Raw genomic sequence first — 18,531 nt, 5'->3', positions numbered from 1 at the left:
ACCAGTGACGTTTCTGTGATGACCATTCATGATCCCAGCCTGTGTGCTGCGCTGAAGACGTTGAAGTTGACCGGGATGCTCGACACCCTCGATGCCCGGCTCGCTCAGACCCGGGACGGGCAGCTCGGGCACCTCGAGTTCCTGCAAGTGCTGTGTGAGGACGAGATCGCCCGCCGGGAAACGGCGGCGCTGGCCCGCCGGTTGCGGCGGGCGAGGTTCGAGCAACAGGCCACGTTCGAGGACTTCGATTTCACCGCGAATCCGAAACTCCCGGCGGCGATGCTGCGGGATTTGGCCGCCTTGCGCTGGCTCGATGCCGGCGAGTCGGTGATTCTCTACGGTCCGGTTGGAGTAGGCAAAACCCATGTGGCACAGGCACTTGGGCATCATGTTGCTCGCCGCGGTGGGGACGTGCGGTTCGTCAAGTGCTCCCGCATGCTCGCCGATCTCGCCGGGGGCCATGCCGACCGCACCATCGGTCAGCGGATGCGCGAATACACCCGGCCGCTGGTGTTGATCATCGATGACTTCGCGATGCGCGAGCACACCACCACCCAGTCCGATGACCTCTACGATCTGGTCTCGGACCGTGCGATCGCCGGCAAACCGCTGATTCTGACGAGCAACCGCGCCCCGAAGGACTGGTATCCGCTGTTCCCGAACCCGGTCGTCGCCGAGTCCCTCCTCGACCGGCTCATCAACACCAGCCACCAAACCCTGATGGACGGCCCGTCCTACCGGCCCCGCAAACGACCCGGACACCGCACCGCCGGCGCAACCTGACCCGCACCCCGCCCGCTCGGGTTACCCTCGACTCAGCACGCCCGAGCATGGGGAATTACGTGACGGACACCCCTGGGGAATTACGTGACGGTCGACAAATGCCACACGAGCCTTGACTGGGCTCTTCGGTTGTTGCTCAGGGGATTCCCAGCGCCACCACACCCGGCGACCCCGTCCGTCGGATCATTGACGACAGGAGCATGAATTAGATCAGGTGTGGCGACCGCAGCCCTCCTCGTCAAGAACCACTTGATGAAGTCCGTTGAACTTGGTCTCCCTGTTCTTGTTCAGCTCGACGAGGATGCCTGCAACGGTTACTTCACATCGCACCAATCGAGTGCAGTGAGCGCCAAACTCTTGGTTGCGGAGATGATTTCGTCTACGTCACAGTATTCGTTCGGCTTGTGAGCGTTTGCCAGATGGCCCGGCCCATAATTCACAACCGGGATGTCTGTTCGCGCAATCCATGTCGCATCGCACGCGGCGGGGAACGCTTCGACTATTGCTGTGCTGCCGGTCCCTTGTTCGTGAGCGTTACCGAGAGTGCGGACGATTTCGTGATCATCTCGGGTGTTGAAGCCCGGAAACTCGACCAGCCACTCGTAGGTGGGTGGGTGCTCCGCCAACCAAGGGTCCAAGGAGACCGACCGATTGACGAAACTCTCGATCTCGAGCTTCACTGCGTCGGAGTCGTCCTCCGGTGGGTACCACACGATGAAATCGATCTCACAGTACTCAGCAAAGACAAATGGAATGTCGATGTCTTTCCCGCGTCCGTGAATCGTTCCGGGCATGACGACGAAATGTCCCGACTTGAACAGTGGGCGTTGCTTGCTCAGCCCCCATTGCTCTTCGATCCCGTACAGCGCTTGCAGAACCAAATAGCCTTTATCAATCGCGTTCACGCCCGCCTGCGCACCGGCCCCGCCGGCCCGTACCAGCTCGCGGCGAAGCCCTGGATGCCCGGCGAGTCCCTCGACTCGAACTCGACCCCACAACAAGCTCGCAGCAGTTGGATTGATCGTCAGCGGGGAATCGAAACTAGCGGATGGCTCGACGACTATCGCCGCGTCCGCAATGTATCCATTCTGCAGCACGCAACCTGTCCCGACTTCATGCTCGCCCAATTCTTCACCTGCCACGGAATGAACGACCAGGTCGCCGGCAAGCTCGATACCTGACGTTCGGATCGCTTCGATCGCACTGAAGGCAGCGACCATCCCGCTCTTCATGTCGCTTGCCCCTCGGCCATGTATTCGGCCGGAGACTTCGCTCGCGACGAAGGGGTCACCTGTCCATGTATCGAGATTCCCCGCCGGTACGACGTCGATGTGGCCGTTGAGCAACAGCGACCGACCTGTGCCACCGCCCTTCACGACACCAGCGAGGTTCTCGCGCTTTTCTTGGCTCTTGACGAGTTGGGAGCTGTCGAAGAGATAGCCGAATCTGTCGCGGAGTAAGAGGTTCGCCTCGGATTCCTGACCGAGATAGTCTTCGGACCGGACGCCAGGATAGTTCGGATTCACGCTGGGCACCTCGACCAGACGTTTCACGTCGTCGATAATTCGTTGACGCGAGTCCTCGATCGCGGCGAGTACCCGCCGAACTGCATCTTCTGTCATGTCCGCGTCCTTTCGAGATTGATGTGATCATGAGAGCCATTGGCTGAGTGGAGCCTGACCCGGTTGGTCCACGGAACCATCGATCTGCAGTCGTCTGAGTGGACATGCCGATTGTCCAGAAGCGATCAGCCTCGGATCCGCTCGCGCTCTCCATGCCATTCGCGGTCGCGTAACTCGTTCTTGCGAATCTTTCCGGTCGAGGTCTTCGGTAGCCCGGGTAGGAACACGATTTCTCGTGGCGCCTTGAACGCCGCGATGTGGTCTCGTACGAACTGCGTCAGGTCGGAGTCGGAGACGGTGGAATCCGTCTTGAGAACCACGAACGCTTTGGGTCGTTCTCCCCATTTCGTGTCCGGAACGCCGATCACCGCAACGTCCAACACCGATGGGTGGGACATGAGAACTTGCTCGACCTCGATTGTCGAGATGTTCTCACCGCCGGATATGACGATGTCTTTGGCGCGGTCCATGAGCTGTACGTAGCCATCTGGGTGCATGACTCCCAGGTCGCCGGAATGGAACCAGCCGCCAGAGAAGGCCTCGGCGGTGGCCGAATCGTCGCCGAAGTACCCTTTCATGACTATATTTCCGCGCATGACGATCTCGCCCATCTCGGTACCGTTGCTGGCGACGTCGACGAGTTCGCCATGCGGACCGCGTTGAGTGCGGACTACCCGCACTGGGCCGGAGGCGAGCATTCCCACTCCCTGACGCGCCAGCAGCCTCGCCAGTCTGTCCTCATCGAGCGCGGCCCAGTCTGCCTGAGGTTCGCAGACTGCACACGGGCCGTACGTCTCGGTCAGGCCGTACACATGCACGATTTCGGCTCCGAGTGCTCTGACCGCCCGGATTGTGGTTGGGCTGGGTGGAGCTCCTGCTGTAGTGATGGTCATGCTCCGGTCGAGCCGATGCGCTGCATCGGCAGTGGCGAGCGTCGTGAGAACCGTCGGTGCACCACTCATGTGGTCGATCTTTTCGCTGTCGATGAGTGACCACATCGCGTCACCGCGAACCGCACGGATGCATACGTGAGTTCCGGATGCGGCAGTGACTGCCCAGGGGCCGCACCAGCCGTTGCAGTGGAACATCGGCAGTGTCCACAGGTACTTGGTGTCGATGTCGAAGTGCTGATGGTGAATCTGACTGAGAGAGTTGAGGTACGCGCCGCGATGGGTGTACATCACCCCCTTCGGGCGACCGGTGGTGCCCGACGTATAATTGATCGAGATGGTTCGGGTCTCGTCGTCGACCTCCCAGGGCAAAGGCTCTTCCGACCCGCGTGCCATGAGTGCGTCATAGGTGAGGTGTGACTGCCCGCTGTCCATGTAGCTACCGTCCTGCTGCGGTAGCTGTACCGTCTCCCGAACTGTCAGTAGCGACGCATCATGCAGCTGTTCGAGCAAGACGGGCTCGCCGAGCAGAAGGACAGCCTCAGAGTGGTTACATATGTATTCGATTTCCGGTGGCGACAATCGCGTGTTAATTGCGACCAGTGCCGCGCCGATAAGAGGGACTGCATAGTGGGCCGCCAATAGCTCAGCCGAGTTGGTTGCCAGATAGGCAACTCGGTCACCGGATCCGACTCCTGACTGGCGAAGACCGTGCGCAAGGCGTGTGACAATGGATGCGAGGTCGGAATACGATATGCGCCGCTCGCCGTCTACGACCGCGGTCTTGTTCGGATGTACCTGGGCCGAGCGCTCGAGGAATTTCAAAGGCGTTATCGGTGTGTCCAGTCCTGTCACGAAAGCTCCTTCTATTTGAAACGGTTTGGTCATTGTCGTTGCGACTTGGCGCGCTCAGTCGATCGCCGTTTGCTGGTCAACGCCCGTGTGCACGCTCCCAAGGCTTCTGAATGTCCATGCGTGGCGTCTCACACGTGCCCGACGCGTGGGGCTGTCCGCGCGTAACATTGAGCGACAAAGCGCACCGATTTCTTGAATCCACCTCGGGAAGGAAGATGTTGGACTTGCCCCAACTAATATGCTGACAACCTTGCGAGTGGCGGTACCTACGCAATCCATGATGTGTCATCCAGCGCTACTGCAGACTCGCTACTTTAGTATGTCCAACAGCCGCCGGCTGGGAGTGCTTACGAGCGGATCTGCGCGCGCGTTCGTTGGAAAGCGCGCCAGGTCATAGCGCGAGTACTGGGGTCATCGGTAAAACCGGGCTTCAATCGATGAATTGCCTGGTTGTGTGGGGCGGATTTCACAATATTGGGATTCGAATATGCCTCATCCGAAATCTGGGCGAGTACCGCGATCCATCGATCCAAGGACTCTTTGCCGTACATCTCGCCGGCCTCTGGTGTGAAGGGCTCAGGAATTAGCCACGGTTCATGGCTGGTCCACATCGCGTCGATCCCGAAGTCAGTCATACGGTTCTGCACATCGTGCACGTCGACGCCGGTGTCTTCCTTGAGGGTCTGCATGCTGTATCGCGTCATTTCGAGGCGGGGGCTCGTACTCTCGGGGTGAGACCGAGTGACGCCTCGGATTGCGAGTAGTCCTTTTTCCATGTAATTGTTTCCCAATACAGAAATGTCGGACGCCTGGGCGATACCCTCAGCGCCCATTGCTCGCACCCATGCGTACGCTTTGAGGATGACAGGCACGTTGCCCCAGAATTCGCGTATTTTTCCGACACTGTCGGGGCGGTCGTGATCGAGGTGGTAACGCTCACCGTCGAAGGTGACAAGCGGAGCGGGTAAGAACGGGGCGAGCTCAGCCGAACACCCGTAGGCGCCAGTAGCGGGTCCTCCGACGCCGCTCTTAGGTGCGCCGAAGGTTTTGTGAAGCATGAACATACATGCATCAAAGCCGATTTCACGGGGTCGTATCTTCGACATCGTGCCATTGAAGTTGGCGCTGTCGTAGAAACAGAGGCCACCCGCTTCGTGGACAATCTCCACCCACTCCTTCATCTCCGGGTTGTAGACACCCATGTCATCGGGATTACCGACCATCAAGGCCGCGGTCCGGTTCGACACAGCAGCCTTGAGCGCGTCGAGGGATGGGTAGCCGTTCTCGTCGAGCATCAACGTAATCACCTTGAACCCCGCGGCGGCGGCTGTCGCGGCGTTGCAGGGGTGAGTTTGAATAGTCGTGATGACTTCGTTTCGTTGTTCCAGCTCACCCCGGGAGGCATGGTAGGCGCGGGTCACCGAGGCGTTGACGAAAGCAGCTTCCGCCCCACCACCAGCTTGAAACACGAACTGGTCCATTCCGGAAAGCTCACGCAGAATGAGATCCATCGCGTGCACAATTTCCAGTGTTCCCTGCAGTGTGTCCTCGTGCTGCAGCGGATGTACTTCGGTGACTTCCGGCCGCCACGCAAGTGCTTCGTTGACCTGCGGATTGTATTTCATCGTGCAGGTTCCGAAAAGACTGACACCCATCATTCCCAGCGTTTGTTGTGACAATCGCAGGTAGTGGTACAGCACCTCGGGCTCGGACATCTCGGGCAACGCGGGACGGTCGCGTCGGCGCACGGCGGTGGGGATCAGGTCGACCGCTGCGCCAACCCGTGCTTCGATGTCGTCCTCGGCGTGAGAGAACACTGCACCTCGACGGCCCGGGTAGCCCATCTCCATGATGATCGGTTCGTTCCAAACCGGGGCCTGGATTTCGTTTAGCCTAGTGCTCATTTGCAGTCACCTCTCTGAGAGCGCCCACCAGGCGGTCAATATCAGCTTTTATATGAATCTCGGTGACACAATAGAGTGCACTGGCACCTAACTCAGGGAAATCCCTCGTCAGGTCTTTCCCGCCGAAGATCCCGATATTCAATAATGCATCGTTGATCTCTTCGACGGTCTTACCTGTGTTGTCGAAGTTGATGACGAACTCTTTGAAGAAACCCGATGGAAAGGAAACTCGGACACCCTCGATCTCCGACAACAACTGTGCCGCATAGTGCGCGCGCTGCAGGATCACCCCCCCGACGTCCTCGAACCCTTGAGGCCCCATCAACGCCATGTATGTGGTTGCAGCGATGGCCCACATGTACACCGAATGGCCGGTCCAGTCATTTCCCTTGTCTCGCAAACCATAAGACGATTGCTCGAAAAGACCGAGACCGAATCCGTATTCCCCAGGCTTGATCGTTTCGGCAATACTGATGAACAAGGTGGGATACTGATGAGCGTAGCGATCCTCGTCGCGTGAGGCTATGAAACCGCCGACTCCCCCGCCGGTGTGCATATGGATGCCAAGCGGCTGGATCGTTCCGACAACGATGTCCGCGCCGAAATCTACTGGCGATGAGAGAATTCCGAGCGAAATGGGATCGACACCGACGATGGTTTCCGCACCTACGGCACGCGCAATGGCCGCGATCTCGGCCCCTTGCTGCTCTATTACGCCAAGATACGATGGCGTTTCGAAGTACACCGCCGCTGTGTGCTCACCCACCTTTGCCCGAAGATCGTCCAGGTCGATCAGCCCGCTGGCAGGATCATAGTCGATCAGCCGGACTGCGATGTGGCTCTCCATCTCCGTTGGCTCACAATAGTTGCGGATCACGGACAACCGCTCGGGATCGATCGCGCGGACAACCGCGACCTCCGTGCGTTGTGTAATGCGGGCAGCCATTCGTAGGGCATGGCCCGCGGCGGAACCCCAACTTCGGACGGGTAGGCCCACCAGGTCGAGTTTCAGCAGCTCGCCCAGCTGGCTGCAGAACTCAAACCATGCCTGATTACGGCCGTGATCCGAGCTCGGCTCGCCAAAGACTGAGGTAAGCCATTCGTTTCGGCGAACCACCTCGTCGCACGCTGCGGGGACATGGTGTTGCCACAGGCCGGCTCCGAGGAAGTTCAAATTCTGCTCGCACGTGCGGTTCTTCGCGAGGGTGTTCACGAGATGCCGTCGGAGTTCGGCTTCACCGAGGGTCGGCGGCAAATCGAGTTTCCGAGTAGTGCGGTGGTCGGTAGGAATTTGCTGGAAGAGTTCGGCGATGGTGGGGACGCCTATTGCGTCGAGCATCTCCTGCTGAAGCGCGGGAACCGAATTTGCCATGTACGGATGCGCTGTGCTGTTACTCATTGATGCCTCCTTATGTCTTTTATGGTTGACGTTTTCTTATGAGGCGACTTTATGAATCACACTGTGATCATTGCCAGTTTGAACATGGATATAGCCGGTAAGCCTCTCGTCCAGTTCGAGATCGCCGGTATCGACACGGAGCGGCGCATTGCCGAGCGCAATCAGCTTCTCGATAGATGAGAAAACCATAATGTGATCGAGCCCAGCTTCGCGAATTACTCTTGGACTGATTTGCTGGTTTCCGCGCCCGAAGAGGCTGCCTTGGCCACCGAGAACGCCGACGACTATTCGAGTCTCTCGACCACTCATCAGTCGAAGTAGCGTGCTTTCATCGACGTCGGTTCCGACCATTTTGCCGTCGAGAACGGCATCGACGCCCAACAGGGTCGAGTGCAGATTCAAAGCACCGGCTATGCGTTGTGTAGTCGTTCCCGGGCCAAGGATATATAGGCAGTCGGGCCGCATCCCTCGCGCCAACTGGTGAGCGGCGGCCTCCAAATCTTGTTCACTCCCCGGCCGCGAGCCGGACTTTGCGTTCTGGACGAGATGACGCTCGAAAGGGCTGCGCGCGTAGCCGTAGAGGCGCGCGGACATCGTGTCGTTGCGGATCGCTGCCTCGTCAAGATCCATGATCTCTGCCTCGCGCAACCTGGCCACAGGATTTCGGGACAAGTACAGACCGGCTAGACGGCCAGCGTTCGCTGGGTTCGTGCCGAACAGTGCCGAGTGCATCTTCACACCGGCGGGCACTCCGACCATGGGGACACGATCCCCTGCTGACGAAAATATGTCTCGCGCAGTGCCATCGCCGCCGACGAACAGAATCAGGTCAACCGGTCGAGCGGCCATGATGGCTGCGGTCGCTCGAGTATCGACAGCGGTTGAGCAACCAGTACCCAATTCGTACACCACTTCCGGCGTCAGACCTGCTGCGCGCGCGCAACGTTCGCCCATCTCGGCAGGACCGGTTAGGAGTCGGAAAGAAGCTGTGGTAGCAGCGAGCTGTGTCAACGCGAGGCTGGCTCGAGCCTGCGAGGTGGGCCGGGCGCCACGCGATTGCGCTTCGCGGAGTATGTCCGCTCCGTCGGTGCCTTTAAGACCCACGGCGCCGCCCATCCCTGCCACGGGATTGACGATCAGTCCTAGCGTGGGCAGCGTCGCGTCGTCATCCTGTGTGGAGATCTCTTGCACGTCTATCTCCTATCCGGCGCGGGCAGGCCGCAATCGACTGATGCGGTGCGAATCGACGAGCGGTGGGAACGGCAGTTGCTCGATTGCATGGAGTGGGTTGGTGCCGGTCGGCCAATTAGAGAACCAGTTCACCCGGGCCCTTGTATTCCTGAATCATGTTTCCACCATCGATGGTGATGAGTTGACCCGTCACGTACGAAGACTCTTCCGATGCGAGAAAGCCAACGAGAGCACCAATTTCACGGGGTTCACCACTTCGCCTGAGTGGGGTGTTTTCGCCACCGATATGCATTCCGGGCGTCAACGCTGCGGTGTTGACGTATCCGGGCGCGATCGCGTTCGCTGTGATTCCGAACTGGCCGTTCTCCAGTGCGATGGACTTGGTGAGACCGACAACACCCGCTTTGGCTGCCGCGTAGGCGCCCAACCCAGCGATCGCGCCGACAGGACCGGTCACAGAGGAGAAGTTGACGATGCGGCCGTACCTCCTTTCAATCATGTGCGGTAAAACAGCCCGCACACAATTGAATTGAGTGGTGAGGTTAATGGCGAGAGTGCGCTCCCATGATTCGATCGAAGTCGTGGCAAGTATCGGTACCTCGAAATCGACATCGTCACCCTTCTTTGCCCGCGCTGCGATTCCTGCGAGATTCACCAGGCCGTCGATGACACCGGCGTCTTTCACTACCTGGTCGATCAGGTCGACGACATCCGAATGATTCGTCAGATCCACGGTGTGGGATCGGACGTCGAACCCCTCCCGCTCGAGATCATCTCGTCGCTCGAGGACCTGCTCGGAGATGTCCACCAGAGTCAGCAATGCACCTTTCTGCGCCAGCACCCGGGCGCTCCCGAAGCCGATGCCCTGAGGATCGGCGACCCCCGTGATGACGATACTTCTGTTCTCTAACTGGCCGGCCATGGTGTTTCTCTTTCTGTAGAACGGCGCCACTCACCAAGCGGCGAGCTGAAGACGGCATGCAAGCGCGAGTGTGCGAGGAGAGTCTCAGAGGTTGCTGTGTGGTTCCCCGGCCGCGAGACCCTTTGAGAGGTCCACATCACATCTGTTGTCGCCTCTGATTCTGCCGAAGTTTTACCGACGAGAGAAACAACGAGTCCATTCAGATTTACACACTTCTGTTGTGGATTGTTTGATCGGATGTCCGTGGGGCAGTTCTCGCACATTTCAACTGGACGTCCAGTGCGGGAGCTGTCGTGACCCCCGCTGAGTGAGAGTGGCCTCGGTCGCCAAGTCGATATCGAAGTAACGAGGCCGATTTTCCTACGGGTGCACAGCGCGTGGGAAATAGTCGTCTCCTAGCACCGCGAGTTGGGAAGGTAAGGAACGAGACGATCGATCTGTGTCTCATACGCACTTTGGCGCGTCGGTTGGCGTGGGAGTGAGACGCTGCGACCCGATTGCTTGCCGCAACATCGGCGGATCGTCGAGGTCTGGTGAGGTTGTGTGGTTTTGCGACAATCTTGTGGGCGGACGGCATCAGCCGTCTGCGACTCGGACACCAAGACTGTCTTATTAATTTGCGGAGCAAGGACGGGGGTGACGTCGACTGCCCGGATCTCTGCGCGCCGTTTGGGGCTCTAGCAAGTCGCGAATCCCAGGACAGGGCACTAAAGATTTCTCGCCGACGACCTGCCGACCAAGCTGCTTGCTGCTCCACCCGCCAATGCGATGGCCAGCACCGCGATCAGCGCCACTGCTACGCCGTAACCGCCGACCAGCAGCGGAAAATTTCTCACCACCAAGAATATTAGTGCCCCGAACGCCACCAGCGACGCCGTCGGCGCAATGAACGTCGTTAGCCGGGATCCTCGTTCGTGTCCACGGAAGAACACGATGACCGCCAACGAGGTCAAAGCCATCAACACGATGATTCCCAGAGTGGCTGCGCCGGAGAACCACGTGTACAGATCGAGCACTGGATCCAATCCCAGTATGACGGATACGGCGACGGCGAGGAGGCAGTACGCGGTGACTGCAAGCGATGCCCGCGACGGTGCGTGATGACGGGGATGGGCCCAGCCCAATGCCGAGGGAAGCAGACCCGCCGCGCCGAAGTTGAAGGTGAACCGGGCGAGCACGTTGTGGAAGGTCAGAAAGCAACCGAAGAGACTTACCAGAACAAGTATCTGAACCGCATCCTGTCCGAAGACGCCTAGGAACGTCCATGCCAGTTCTGTGACCAGGGTCTGAGGGTTTTCGGTTGCTTTCGCGACGAGGCTGTTGGGGCCGGTACCTACTGCGACGGCAAAGAGACTGAATGCATAGAACACTCCGATGGCGATGATGGACACGTATGTCGCTCGGGGGATTGTTCGATGTGGATTACGCGCCTCTCTCCGGAAAATAACGGTGGCCTCGAAGCCCACGAACCCGAAGAAGGCGAACATCAGGCCGAGCGATGGCGTGCCTTCGGTGAAGTGTAGTGGGTTCAGGGCCGATGCGGTGGTTCCCTCGGGCCCACCACGAAACACCACGACGAAATCGAGCACCAGCATGATCGCAACTTCGATCACCAACGAAACGCCGAGAACCTTGGTGCTTAATGCGATGTCGCGGTAAGCCAACATGCCGGTGATGAATAGCGACACCGTGCTCCACGTCCACCACGGAGTCACGGCACCGGTGAAGTACTCAATGGCACTTGCAGTGGACGCGCCCAAATACCCGACGAGCGCGACGAACAGCAGCGCATACGACACCAGCGCCAGTGTGGCTGCCCCACGTCCGCAGACGTGGCCCAGGCCGGCACGAATGAAGTCGTAGAATGCGCCGGCGTCTGTGACTTCATGGGCCATTCGAGTGAAGCCGACGGCGAATACAGCCAAAGCCAGCGCTGCGACAACGAAGAACAGGGGTGACACGGGACTTTCGCTGGCACTGACGACAACTGGAAACACCGCTACTGCTGCCGCCAGCGGGGCAGCACCGGCAGCTACCAAAAATACGACGCCTCGGACGCCGATGCCTTTATCCATAGGGACTTTGGCGGTGCCGGTCTCAGTACTGACGACTGAACCAGAGGATGTCGAGGACGATTCTTGAGACATGCCTGCCTACCTGACGTGGGTGGTCGATCTCGCCGCTCGATCTACTGCGAGATGATAAAATTGGATCTGCTTGCTAGGTTTTGCATCGCCGTGAGCGGTCTTGCTGCGTTGATTCTGCCGAGCGTCCTGTCGGATGGACAACGCTTGATAGCGGGTAGCGGACCAGCAGATCGGCCGCCGTGTCAGCCTGGAAATGCGGCCGATCAGTGTATCGATTGCCTCGGTTGTCGACGCACCGCTCGTTTGCAGACTGCTGGTGATTGTGACCTCACGGCTTTGGACTTATGGCCGTCGACGTGATCGCCCCGCAGCGGAGTTCACCAAGGAGCGTCCCAGCGTCAGAAGCGTTCGCTGCATACTCGCTCCTTTCGGTCGAATCGGCGGTCCTCAGAGACGCGCATCACATCCAACTGCGAGTGTGCCGCACGAGACTGAGGTGAGGGAAACAATATTTTTGACTCTATTTACGCTGATCCGTTGTGAATCGGAGCCCCGGGGGCCATGATGGTTGGCGTTGCAGTTTTAGATACCGAGAGCGAGTTCGATGGACGTTCATACGCGTCGTCTACGGCATTTCGTGGTAGTTGCAGAGACCCTTCACTTCACCCGTGCAGCAGAGAGTCTGTACGTTTCGCAGCAGGGTTTGAGTCGCAGCATCACTGAACTCGAACACGATGTAGGCGTACCGCTGCTTAAAAGGACAACGAGAGCAGTCGAACTGACCGACGCTGGCAAGGCCTTTCTCCGTTCAGCGCGTGAGGCGTTGGCAGTTCTGGACGCGGGCGTGGCAGACGCGCACCGAGCGCATTCCAGAATGTCCGGTGTTCTGCGCATCGGGTTCTTTGCCGCGTCAGCACTGGAGCTGACACCGTTGATTATTTCGGAGTTCAGAACTCGTCACCCGTCCGTCAGCCCTCGGATCGAAAGCTACGACCTCACAGATCCCTCCTGTGGTCTGCGGTCCGGAGAGACGGATGTGGCGTTCTTGCGGTTACCGATCGATCTGGCCGACCTGAACTCTGAAGTTTTGTTCACTGAACCGCTTGCAATTGGGATGACGAACTCGCACCCTCTTGCAGCGCAGAAGGTGGTGCTGTTGTCTGATTTGCAGGATCAGGTAATTTCAGCACCGCGTACCGACGACGCACGTTGGCGCGCGTTTTGGACACTGCGTGATCTCGGGGTCGACGATGCCAATCTGCCCCGCATCAGCAGGGAAACCGCAACGATGGATGAAGAGCTGGACAACGTAGCGGCGGGTCTCACTTTGTCGGTGTCTGTGCCCAGCATGGACCGATTCGCGCATCGGGCGTCGCTGGTGTACCGAACGCTGGGTCAAGTGCCGGGTTCGACGCTATGCGTCGGATGGCGCGGACAACCAACTCCACTGGTCCAAGCATTCATAGCCGTCTCGCGAAAAGTCCGCGACGAGCACCGCGACCTCGTGGCCCGAATTGAAAGCGGTAACGCCGACTGATGGGTACTTCTTACTTGCAGTGAACCCGATCAGTAGCAACCACTCGAGCCGCAGTTCACGCCGGAAAACTCACCGGCACAGCTGTTCCCGAACTGCTGAATACGCGTGATCACGGCTGGACTAACCACACGAGACGCACTCGTCCGCCGCGGCGCACCGACCCGCCGTCATCGACCTGCACAGCCCGTGAACCACCTCATGCGCAGTAGGCGGACCTCGAAGCTCATCTAGAGGACGGGATCACCGATTCGCCGGAACCGGTGAGCAAGAATTTTTCGTACAGCGATGCCGAAAGGCCTCGACCATCTACTGGCCGAGTCGTTGATCCCCCCAGGTGGCGTCTCAGGTCGCGTCCGCTGCCGACCGATAATTCGGTGCGATGCAGCTGGATCGTCAAGACATCTTGACAAATAGCTCGCCGCTCCCCTTCGATGCACCTCAGACACGGCTCTCGGCGTCGAGTAGGTCGAGGGTGCGTTGCGGGAGCTGCTCGATCCGGTCCTCGACGTTGTTCGAACAGGCCGGGGACGTCGGTCAAGGCGGCGTGGGCGCGGCGACGCGCCTCGACCCCGGTGCGGTAGTACTCGGAGCCGAGGTCAATCGCCGGCGTCTCCTGTGCAGCGATGGTCGTGCTGTAATCCGCGGCGTCGTCGTCGCGCAGTCGCCTGATTCGGCGGCGCGGGGGGTGCTGCGGCGCAATGCCGGTCGGCCCTACATCGATTAGCGCCGCACACGCGCCACTCGAGAATTCCACCGCAACGACGCCGACAACGCACGGCTGCTGCCCGAGGGCGAATTAAGGTTGCGCCGCATCCCTACCTCCGAAAAGCGCGGAACACTCTCCGACATCACGAGCCATCAAGCATCACGAGTCATCAGACGGCGGTGCGCTGGCTTCGGCTCCGAAGCATGGTGGGCAGGACTATCACGACCGCCAGAAAAACCTGGATCAGTGCGAGTGCGCTCGCACCATAGAACAGCAACTCGAGCGTACCGCTCGGCGTAGGGGCGGCGTCCATGGTGTGGGGGGCCGAGCGGTGACGGTGTCCGGGGGTCGCGGTGTTCGCCGCGCCGGTGAGGGTGTTCGTCATCGAGACCATCATCATCGCGTGTAAGACGAGCATCCCGGCGGCCAATGCCCCCGTGGTGGACCAGTCGCGGATGGTCGGCTTGGTCCACAGATGCCCGACGCAGAACAGGCAGGCGCAGGAGAGGGCGAGCATCAGCAGGCTGGTGCCGGGAAAGTGGGGCAGGTGGGTGAGCAGCACCGGAATGTGTGCTGCGACGCAGGCCAGAACCAAGAGGGCAGCGACCTTCCCGGCGGCGGTCGCCCGCACGGGATTGACCGGCAGGGTGGGCCGCCAGACGGTGGCGGCGGCGGAGGTGGCCATGAGTTCTCTCCTTGGGTTCACTCGTGGTTCCCGGCAAGGATGCGCCCTGAGCTGGGTACGGAAAGGGGGCGCACAGGTTTTCGGCGCTGGTGCAGTGCGGCGGATTTGCCAGAAGTGTGTGGCCGGCCCGCACCCTGATGGGCGCGGACCGAACCGGTCACGGTCATCTGTTGTCGAGTTCGGATTCGGCCTCCTCGAGGGCGGCGAATTCTTCTTCGGGTGCCTTCGCGACGAGGTGGTGTCGGCTGTAGAAGGCGAAGTACGCGATCATCACCGCGTACGCGGCGGCCGCGTACAACACCACCGAGGGGTCGACCATGAACCCGGCTGCCAGGGCGGCGACGGCCAGGACCAGGGCGATTCCGGAGGTGAGCATCCCACCGGGGGTGCGGTAGGGGCGGTGCAGGTGCGGTTCCCGGATCCGCAGGACGATGTGCGAGATCATCATCAGGATGTAGGAGACGGTGGCCCCGAACACCGAGATCAGGATGAGCAGGTCTCCGGAACTGGTGAGGGACAGAATGAATCCGATCACCCCGGGCACGATCAGCGCCAGGAACGGGGTCTTGCGCCCGTTGGTCAGCGACAGCACCTTGGGCAGGTAGCCGGCCCGCGAGAGCGCGAACGTCTGCCGCGAGTAGGCGTAGGTGATGGTGAAGAAGCTCGACACCAGACCCACCAGGCCGATGACGTTGACGAACTGGCTCAGCCAGGTGGTGCCGCCGTTGGCGGCCTCCATAGCGTCGATCAACGGGTTGTCGGAGTCCTGCAGGGTCGATGCGCCCGATCCGCCGGGTCCGAGGGTCAGCAGCAGCGCGGCGAGGGTGAGCAGCACCAGCACACCACCGATCAGTCCCTTGGGGATGTCGCGCACCGGGTTGCGGGCTTCCTCGGAGGCGAGGGGGACACCTTCGACCGCGAGGAAGAACCACATCGCGTAGGGCAGGGCGGCCCAGACTCCGACGATGCCGAATGGAAGGAAGCTGCTGGCGCCGACAGCATTGGTGGGGGCGATGTCGATGAGGTTGCTGACATCGAAATGCGGGATCATTCCGATCGAGAAGGCCAGCAACCCGATCACGGCAACGATGGCGATGCCGAACATCAGCTTGAGCACCTGCGAGACGCCGTACAGGTGCAGACCGATGAAGGCGATGTAGAACACCGCATACACCAAGGGTCCGCTGATCCCGAAGAGGCTGTCGACATAGGCGCTGATGAACGTGACCACGGCGGCCGGGGCGAGGACGAATTCGAGGAGCACGGCGGTGCCGGTCAGGAAGCCGCCCCACGGTCCCATCGCGCGGCGGGCGAAGCCGTAGCCGCCGCCGGCGGTGGGGATGATCGAGGCCATCTCGGCCAGGGCCAGGCACATCGCGGTGTACATCAGGCCCATGAGTCCGACCGCGATGAGCATGCCGCCCCAGCCGGCGTGGCCGATTCCGAAGTTCCAGCCGGCGTAGTCACCGGCGACGACGTAGCCGACGCCGAGTCCAATCAGCAGGACTGGTCCTGCGGTGCCGCGGCGCAGCTGACGGCGGAGCATGTAGTCGTCGGCGACGTTGTCGTAGTCGACTCCGCCCGCGGCGTGGGCACCGGTGGTGCCCGCGTAGGTGTGGCGTGTGGGGGGCGCCACCGGATCGGTGCTCATGGCTAGTCCTCGCATCCGCAGTGCGACCCCTCGGCCTGCCGCTCGGGGCGGGGCAGGTTCAGGGTGGGGTTCTGGTCGAAGAATCCGTGGGGTTGGAGGATGAAGCCGACGTGCTGGCGGGGCATGACCGGCCAGTCTTCGAGGCGCACCACGTGGTGCATGCCGAAGGTGTACCAGACCACGATGTCCTCGTCGACGATGTTGCGGTTGCCCGCGATGTAGGCGGGAAGGCCGTCGCCGCCGCGGGACTGGTTCGGGTACTCCCCTGCCGGGAAGCGCTCGGTCTGGTCGTAGGCGGTGACCCAGAAGTTGTTGGTGGCGAACCCGGCTCGCTTGGCTACCCAGGAGTCGGGGGTGGCGGACAGGGTGATCGCGTCGGTGGGCTGGAGCCGGTAGGCGACCGGTTCGTCGACGATGTTGCGGCGGTCGTGGTTGACGATCTTCCAGAATCGGTGTTTGCCGGCGTCGGCGAGGCGGGCGGCGTCCTGTTCTCGTTCGAGGAGGCGGTCGACGGTGTAGAAGCAGCTCTGTGTCGGGTTGGTGCCGGGCACCTCGGTGTCGACCTCGTAGACCGCGTTCTTGGTGCCGTCGAGCTCGAAGTCCATACGCACGTTGAAGATGTGCTGGTGGATGGGGGCGTAGAGGCCGTCGTTGTTGAGGGTCTGCCCGTACAGCGACTTGGTTCCCGGCTGCTGACCGGCGGTGGAGAGGATGCCGGTGGCCTTGACCAGGAACTCGATGGTGCCGTCGAGGTAGAGGTGCCAGTAGAAGCCGTACTCGTAGTTGGCGACGGTGGCGATGAAGGAGATGATCAGCTTCCGTGAGCGCCGGACCTCGGCGGTGTCCTGCCGGTAGTCGTAGTGCTTCCACATGATCGAGTCGTCTTCCTCGTGCATGCAGACCGCGTTCTTGATCGTCATCGGGTTGCCGTGGCTGTCGCTGACGATGCCGTCGAAGTACTGGATCTCACCGAGGCAGTCGCAGCCGAGTGCCAGGGAGTTCGCCAGGGCACCGATGTTGTATTCGCCGGCGTCGAAGGCATTCTTCTTGTGCTGCACCGGGGACGGGTCACCGTAGGGCACCACCATTTCCACCAGCGAGGCGCGGTTGATCACCGATCGATCGGTGCCGCCGTCCCGGAACTTCAGCTGATGCAGCACCAGACCCTCACGAGGGGTGAAGCCGACCCGGAAGCTCCAGTCACCCCAGGTCACGTGCTGGCCGTCGACCTGGAAGGAGCGGCCCTGGGGTGAGGTGATCTCGAGGGGCTTGATGTCGGTGCGGGCCGGGCCGACGTGCTGGGGCAGGTAGTTGCCGGTTTGCTGAGGGACGGGGATGAGGCCGTTGTCCTCGATCTCGACGACCTCACCGTTGTTGAGGTCATAGATGATGATCAGGCCCTCGGCCGGGTGCGCGTAGGGGCTGTCGTCCGGGTCGAGTCGGGTAAAGACGAGGGCGCGCATCAGGCGGCGACCCTGGTCGTCCTTGCCGAAATAGCCGGCCGACCACGGCTCGATACACACCAGGTCCAGGTTGGTCAGCCCGCGGCTGGCCAGGGCTTCGACGACGCGGGGATCGCGTTTGCAGTTGACCTCACATTCCTCGAACTCGTCGAGCATGATCGGCGGCTGCGCGCCGGACGGCAGCTCCACCCACCGCTCGAGGCTCTCCTTCTCGAGGTCGACGGTGGCCTCGTAGCCGTATCCAGTGGACCGGTCGATCAGCACGGCGCTGGCCTCGCGGCGGATCTGCGAGAGGTCACCCCGCAGTGCCTTCTTCGACGGTTCCTTCAACTCCACCTGCACGAACCGGAAGCTGTCCGCCTGTGCCTGCGTGCTCTTCAGCACCGACACTGCCTTCGAGATTTCGTCCCGGCTGAGGGGGTCGAGGGGATGTGTTCCCGGGGCGGCGACCGTGCGATCGATTTCCTGAATGGACATGGGTGTCTCGCTCCTTGGGCATGGTTCTGCCACGCGTCGACGTCACGAAGAGGCGCCCTCGATGGTGGGCATTTTCCGGGTGGCACGGTGGCCGGGTCGGTTCATGAATCGATCGGTGGAGATGTCTGCGTAGATCACGGGCTTTCGCTTAGCGATGTGATCGGTCGCCGACGCCTTCGAGGTGTCCCTGAAGAGAAGCCTGCCAGGGTGCGGTCAACCGTTCACAGCAAGAACCGTAACGCTGCTTTGTGATTGGGAGCACACGTCGGAGAGAACGAAGGTGAGAACTTCGTGCCGGAAAATTCTCTACCTGGTTAACATGGATGAAACATTCTCGTCATGTATCGGAAATGGATGGA

Annotated in this window: 12 protein-coding genes; 2 read left to right on the top strand and 10 right to left on the bottom strand. The window is 60.7% G+C overall.

Translation table 11 applies throughout. The features are described from left to right. The first annotated feature begins 18 nt into the window (after nucleotides 1-18). Nucleotides 19-783: an IS21-like element helper ATPase IstB gene (gene istB, locus QM806_RS25000; RefSeq protein WP_120661047.1), complete on the top strand. Its 765-nt coding sequence runs from the start codon at nucleotides 19-21 to the stop codon at nucleotides 781-783. A 314-nt stretch (nucleotides 784-1,097) separates the two neighbouring features. Here istB and QM806_RS24995 read toward each other — a convergent pair whose 3' ends face one another. The 7 genes from QM806_RS24995 to QM806_RS24965 all read right to left on the bottom strand — a co-directional run bounded on the left by QM806_RS24995 (nucleotide 1,098) and on the right by QM806_RS24965 (nucleotide 11,713). Beyond that, nucleotides 1,098-2,405 carry an ArgE/DapE family deacylase gene (locus QM806_RS24995; RefSeq protein ID WP_120661046.1) on the bottom strand — a complete coding sequence of 436 codons (1,308 nt, stop codon included), beginning with the start codon at nucleotides 2,403-2,405 and terminating at the stop codon, nucleotides 1,098-1,100. 125 nt (nucleotides 2,406-2,530) lie between these two features. After that, the gene (locus QM806_RS24990) at nucleotides 2,531-4,183 is read right to left on the bottom strand and encodes an AMP-binding protein (protein ID WP_120661045.1); all 1,653 of its coding nucleotides are present in this window, start codon (nucleotides 4,181-4,183) and stop codon (nucleotides 2,531-2,533) included. Nucleotides 4,184-4,497: 314 nt separating this feature from the next. Continuing rightward, nucleotides 4,498-6,054, bottom strand: a complete 1,557-nt coding sequence (gene gcvPB, locus QM806_RS24985; protein ID WP_120661044.1) for an aminomethyl-transferring glycine dehydrogenase subunit GcvPB — start codon at nucleotides 6,052-6,054, stop codon at nucleotides 4,498-4,500. Continuing rightward, on the bottom strand, nucleotides 6,044-7,453 hold the full coding sequence (gene gcvPA / locus QM806_RS24980; protein ID WP_120661043.1) for an aminomethyl-transferring glycine dehydrogenase subunit GcvPA: 1,410 nt from the start codon (nucleotides 7,451-7,453) through the stop codon (nucleotides 6,044-6,046). Before gcvPA ends, gcvPB begins: the two co-directional genes overlap by 11 nt. 36 nt (nucleotides 7,454-7,489) lie before the next feature. Further along, nucleotides 7,490-8,644: an ATP-NAD kinase family protein gene (locus QM806_RS24975; RefSeq protein ID WP_120661042.1), complete on the bottom strand. Its 1,155-nt coding sequence runs from the start codon at nucleotides 8,642-8,644 to the stop codon at nucleotides 7,490-7,492. A 115-nt stretch (nucleotides 8,645-8,759) separates the two neighbouring features. Continuing rightward, nucleotides 8,760-9,566, bottom strand: a complete 807-nt coding sequence (locus QM806_RS24970; RefSeq protein WP_120661041.1) for an SDR family NAD(P)-dependent oxidoreductase — start codon at nucleotides 9,564-9,566, stop codon at nucleotides 8,760-8,762. 707 nt (nucleotides 9,567-10,273) lie between these two features. Continuing rightward, nucleotides 10,274-11,713 (bottom strand): APC family permease, encoded by a 1,440-nt coding sequence (locus QM806_RS24965; protein ID WP_283293175.1) that lies wholly within the window; start codon nucleotides 11,711-11,713, stop codon nucleotides 10,274-10,276. Nucleotides 11,714-12,257: 544 nt separating this feature from the next. On the opposite strand from QM806_RS24965, the gene QM806_RS24960 reads away from it, so the two are divergent. Next, nucleotides 12,258-13,190 (top strand): LysR family transcriptional regulator, encoded by a 933-nt coding sequence (locus tag QM806_RS24960; RefSeq protein ID WP_120661039.1) that lies wholly within the window; start codon nucleotides 12,258-12,260, stop codon nucleotides 13,188-13,190. Nucleotides 13,191-14,065: 875 nt separating this feature from the next. Here QM806_RS24960 and QM806_RS24955 read toward each other — a convergent pair. The 3 genes from QM806_RS24955 to QM806_RS24945 form a co-directional block, all read right to left on the bottom strand. Then, nucleotides 14,066-14,581 carry a hypothetical protein gene (locus QM806_RS24955; protein WP_120661037.1) on the bottom strand — a complete coding sequence of 172 codons (516 nt, stop codon included), beginning with the start codon at nucleotides 14,579-14,581 and terminating at the stop codon, nucleotides 14,066-14,068. Between the two features lie 163 nt (nucleotides 14,582-14,744). Continuing rightward, complete coding sequence (gene eat / locus QM806_RS24950; protein ID WP_065491444.1) at nucleotides 14,745-16,232, bottom strand: ethanolamine permease; 1,488 nt, start codon at nucleotides 16,230-16,232, stop codon at nucleotides 14,745-14,747. A 2-nt stretch (nucleotides 16,233-16,234) separates the two neighbouring features. After that, entirely contained in the window at nucleotides 16,235-18,172 is a 1,938-nt protein-coding gene (locus QM806_RS24945; protein WP_120661036.1) for a primary-amine oxidase, read from the bottom strand. Nucleotides 18,173-18,531: the final 359 nt, after the last annotated feature.

This window comes from Rhodococcus sp. IEGM 1351 (assembly GCF_030056875.1).
Classification (GTDB): Bacteria; Actinomycetota; Actinomycetes; order Mycobacteriales; family Mycobacteriaceae; genus Rhodococcus_F; species Rhodococcus_F opacus.
This window is presented reverse-complemented; position numbering and strand designations above follow the sequence as displayed.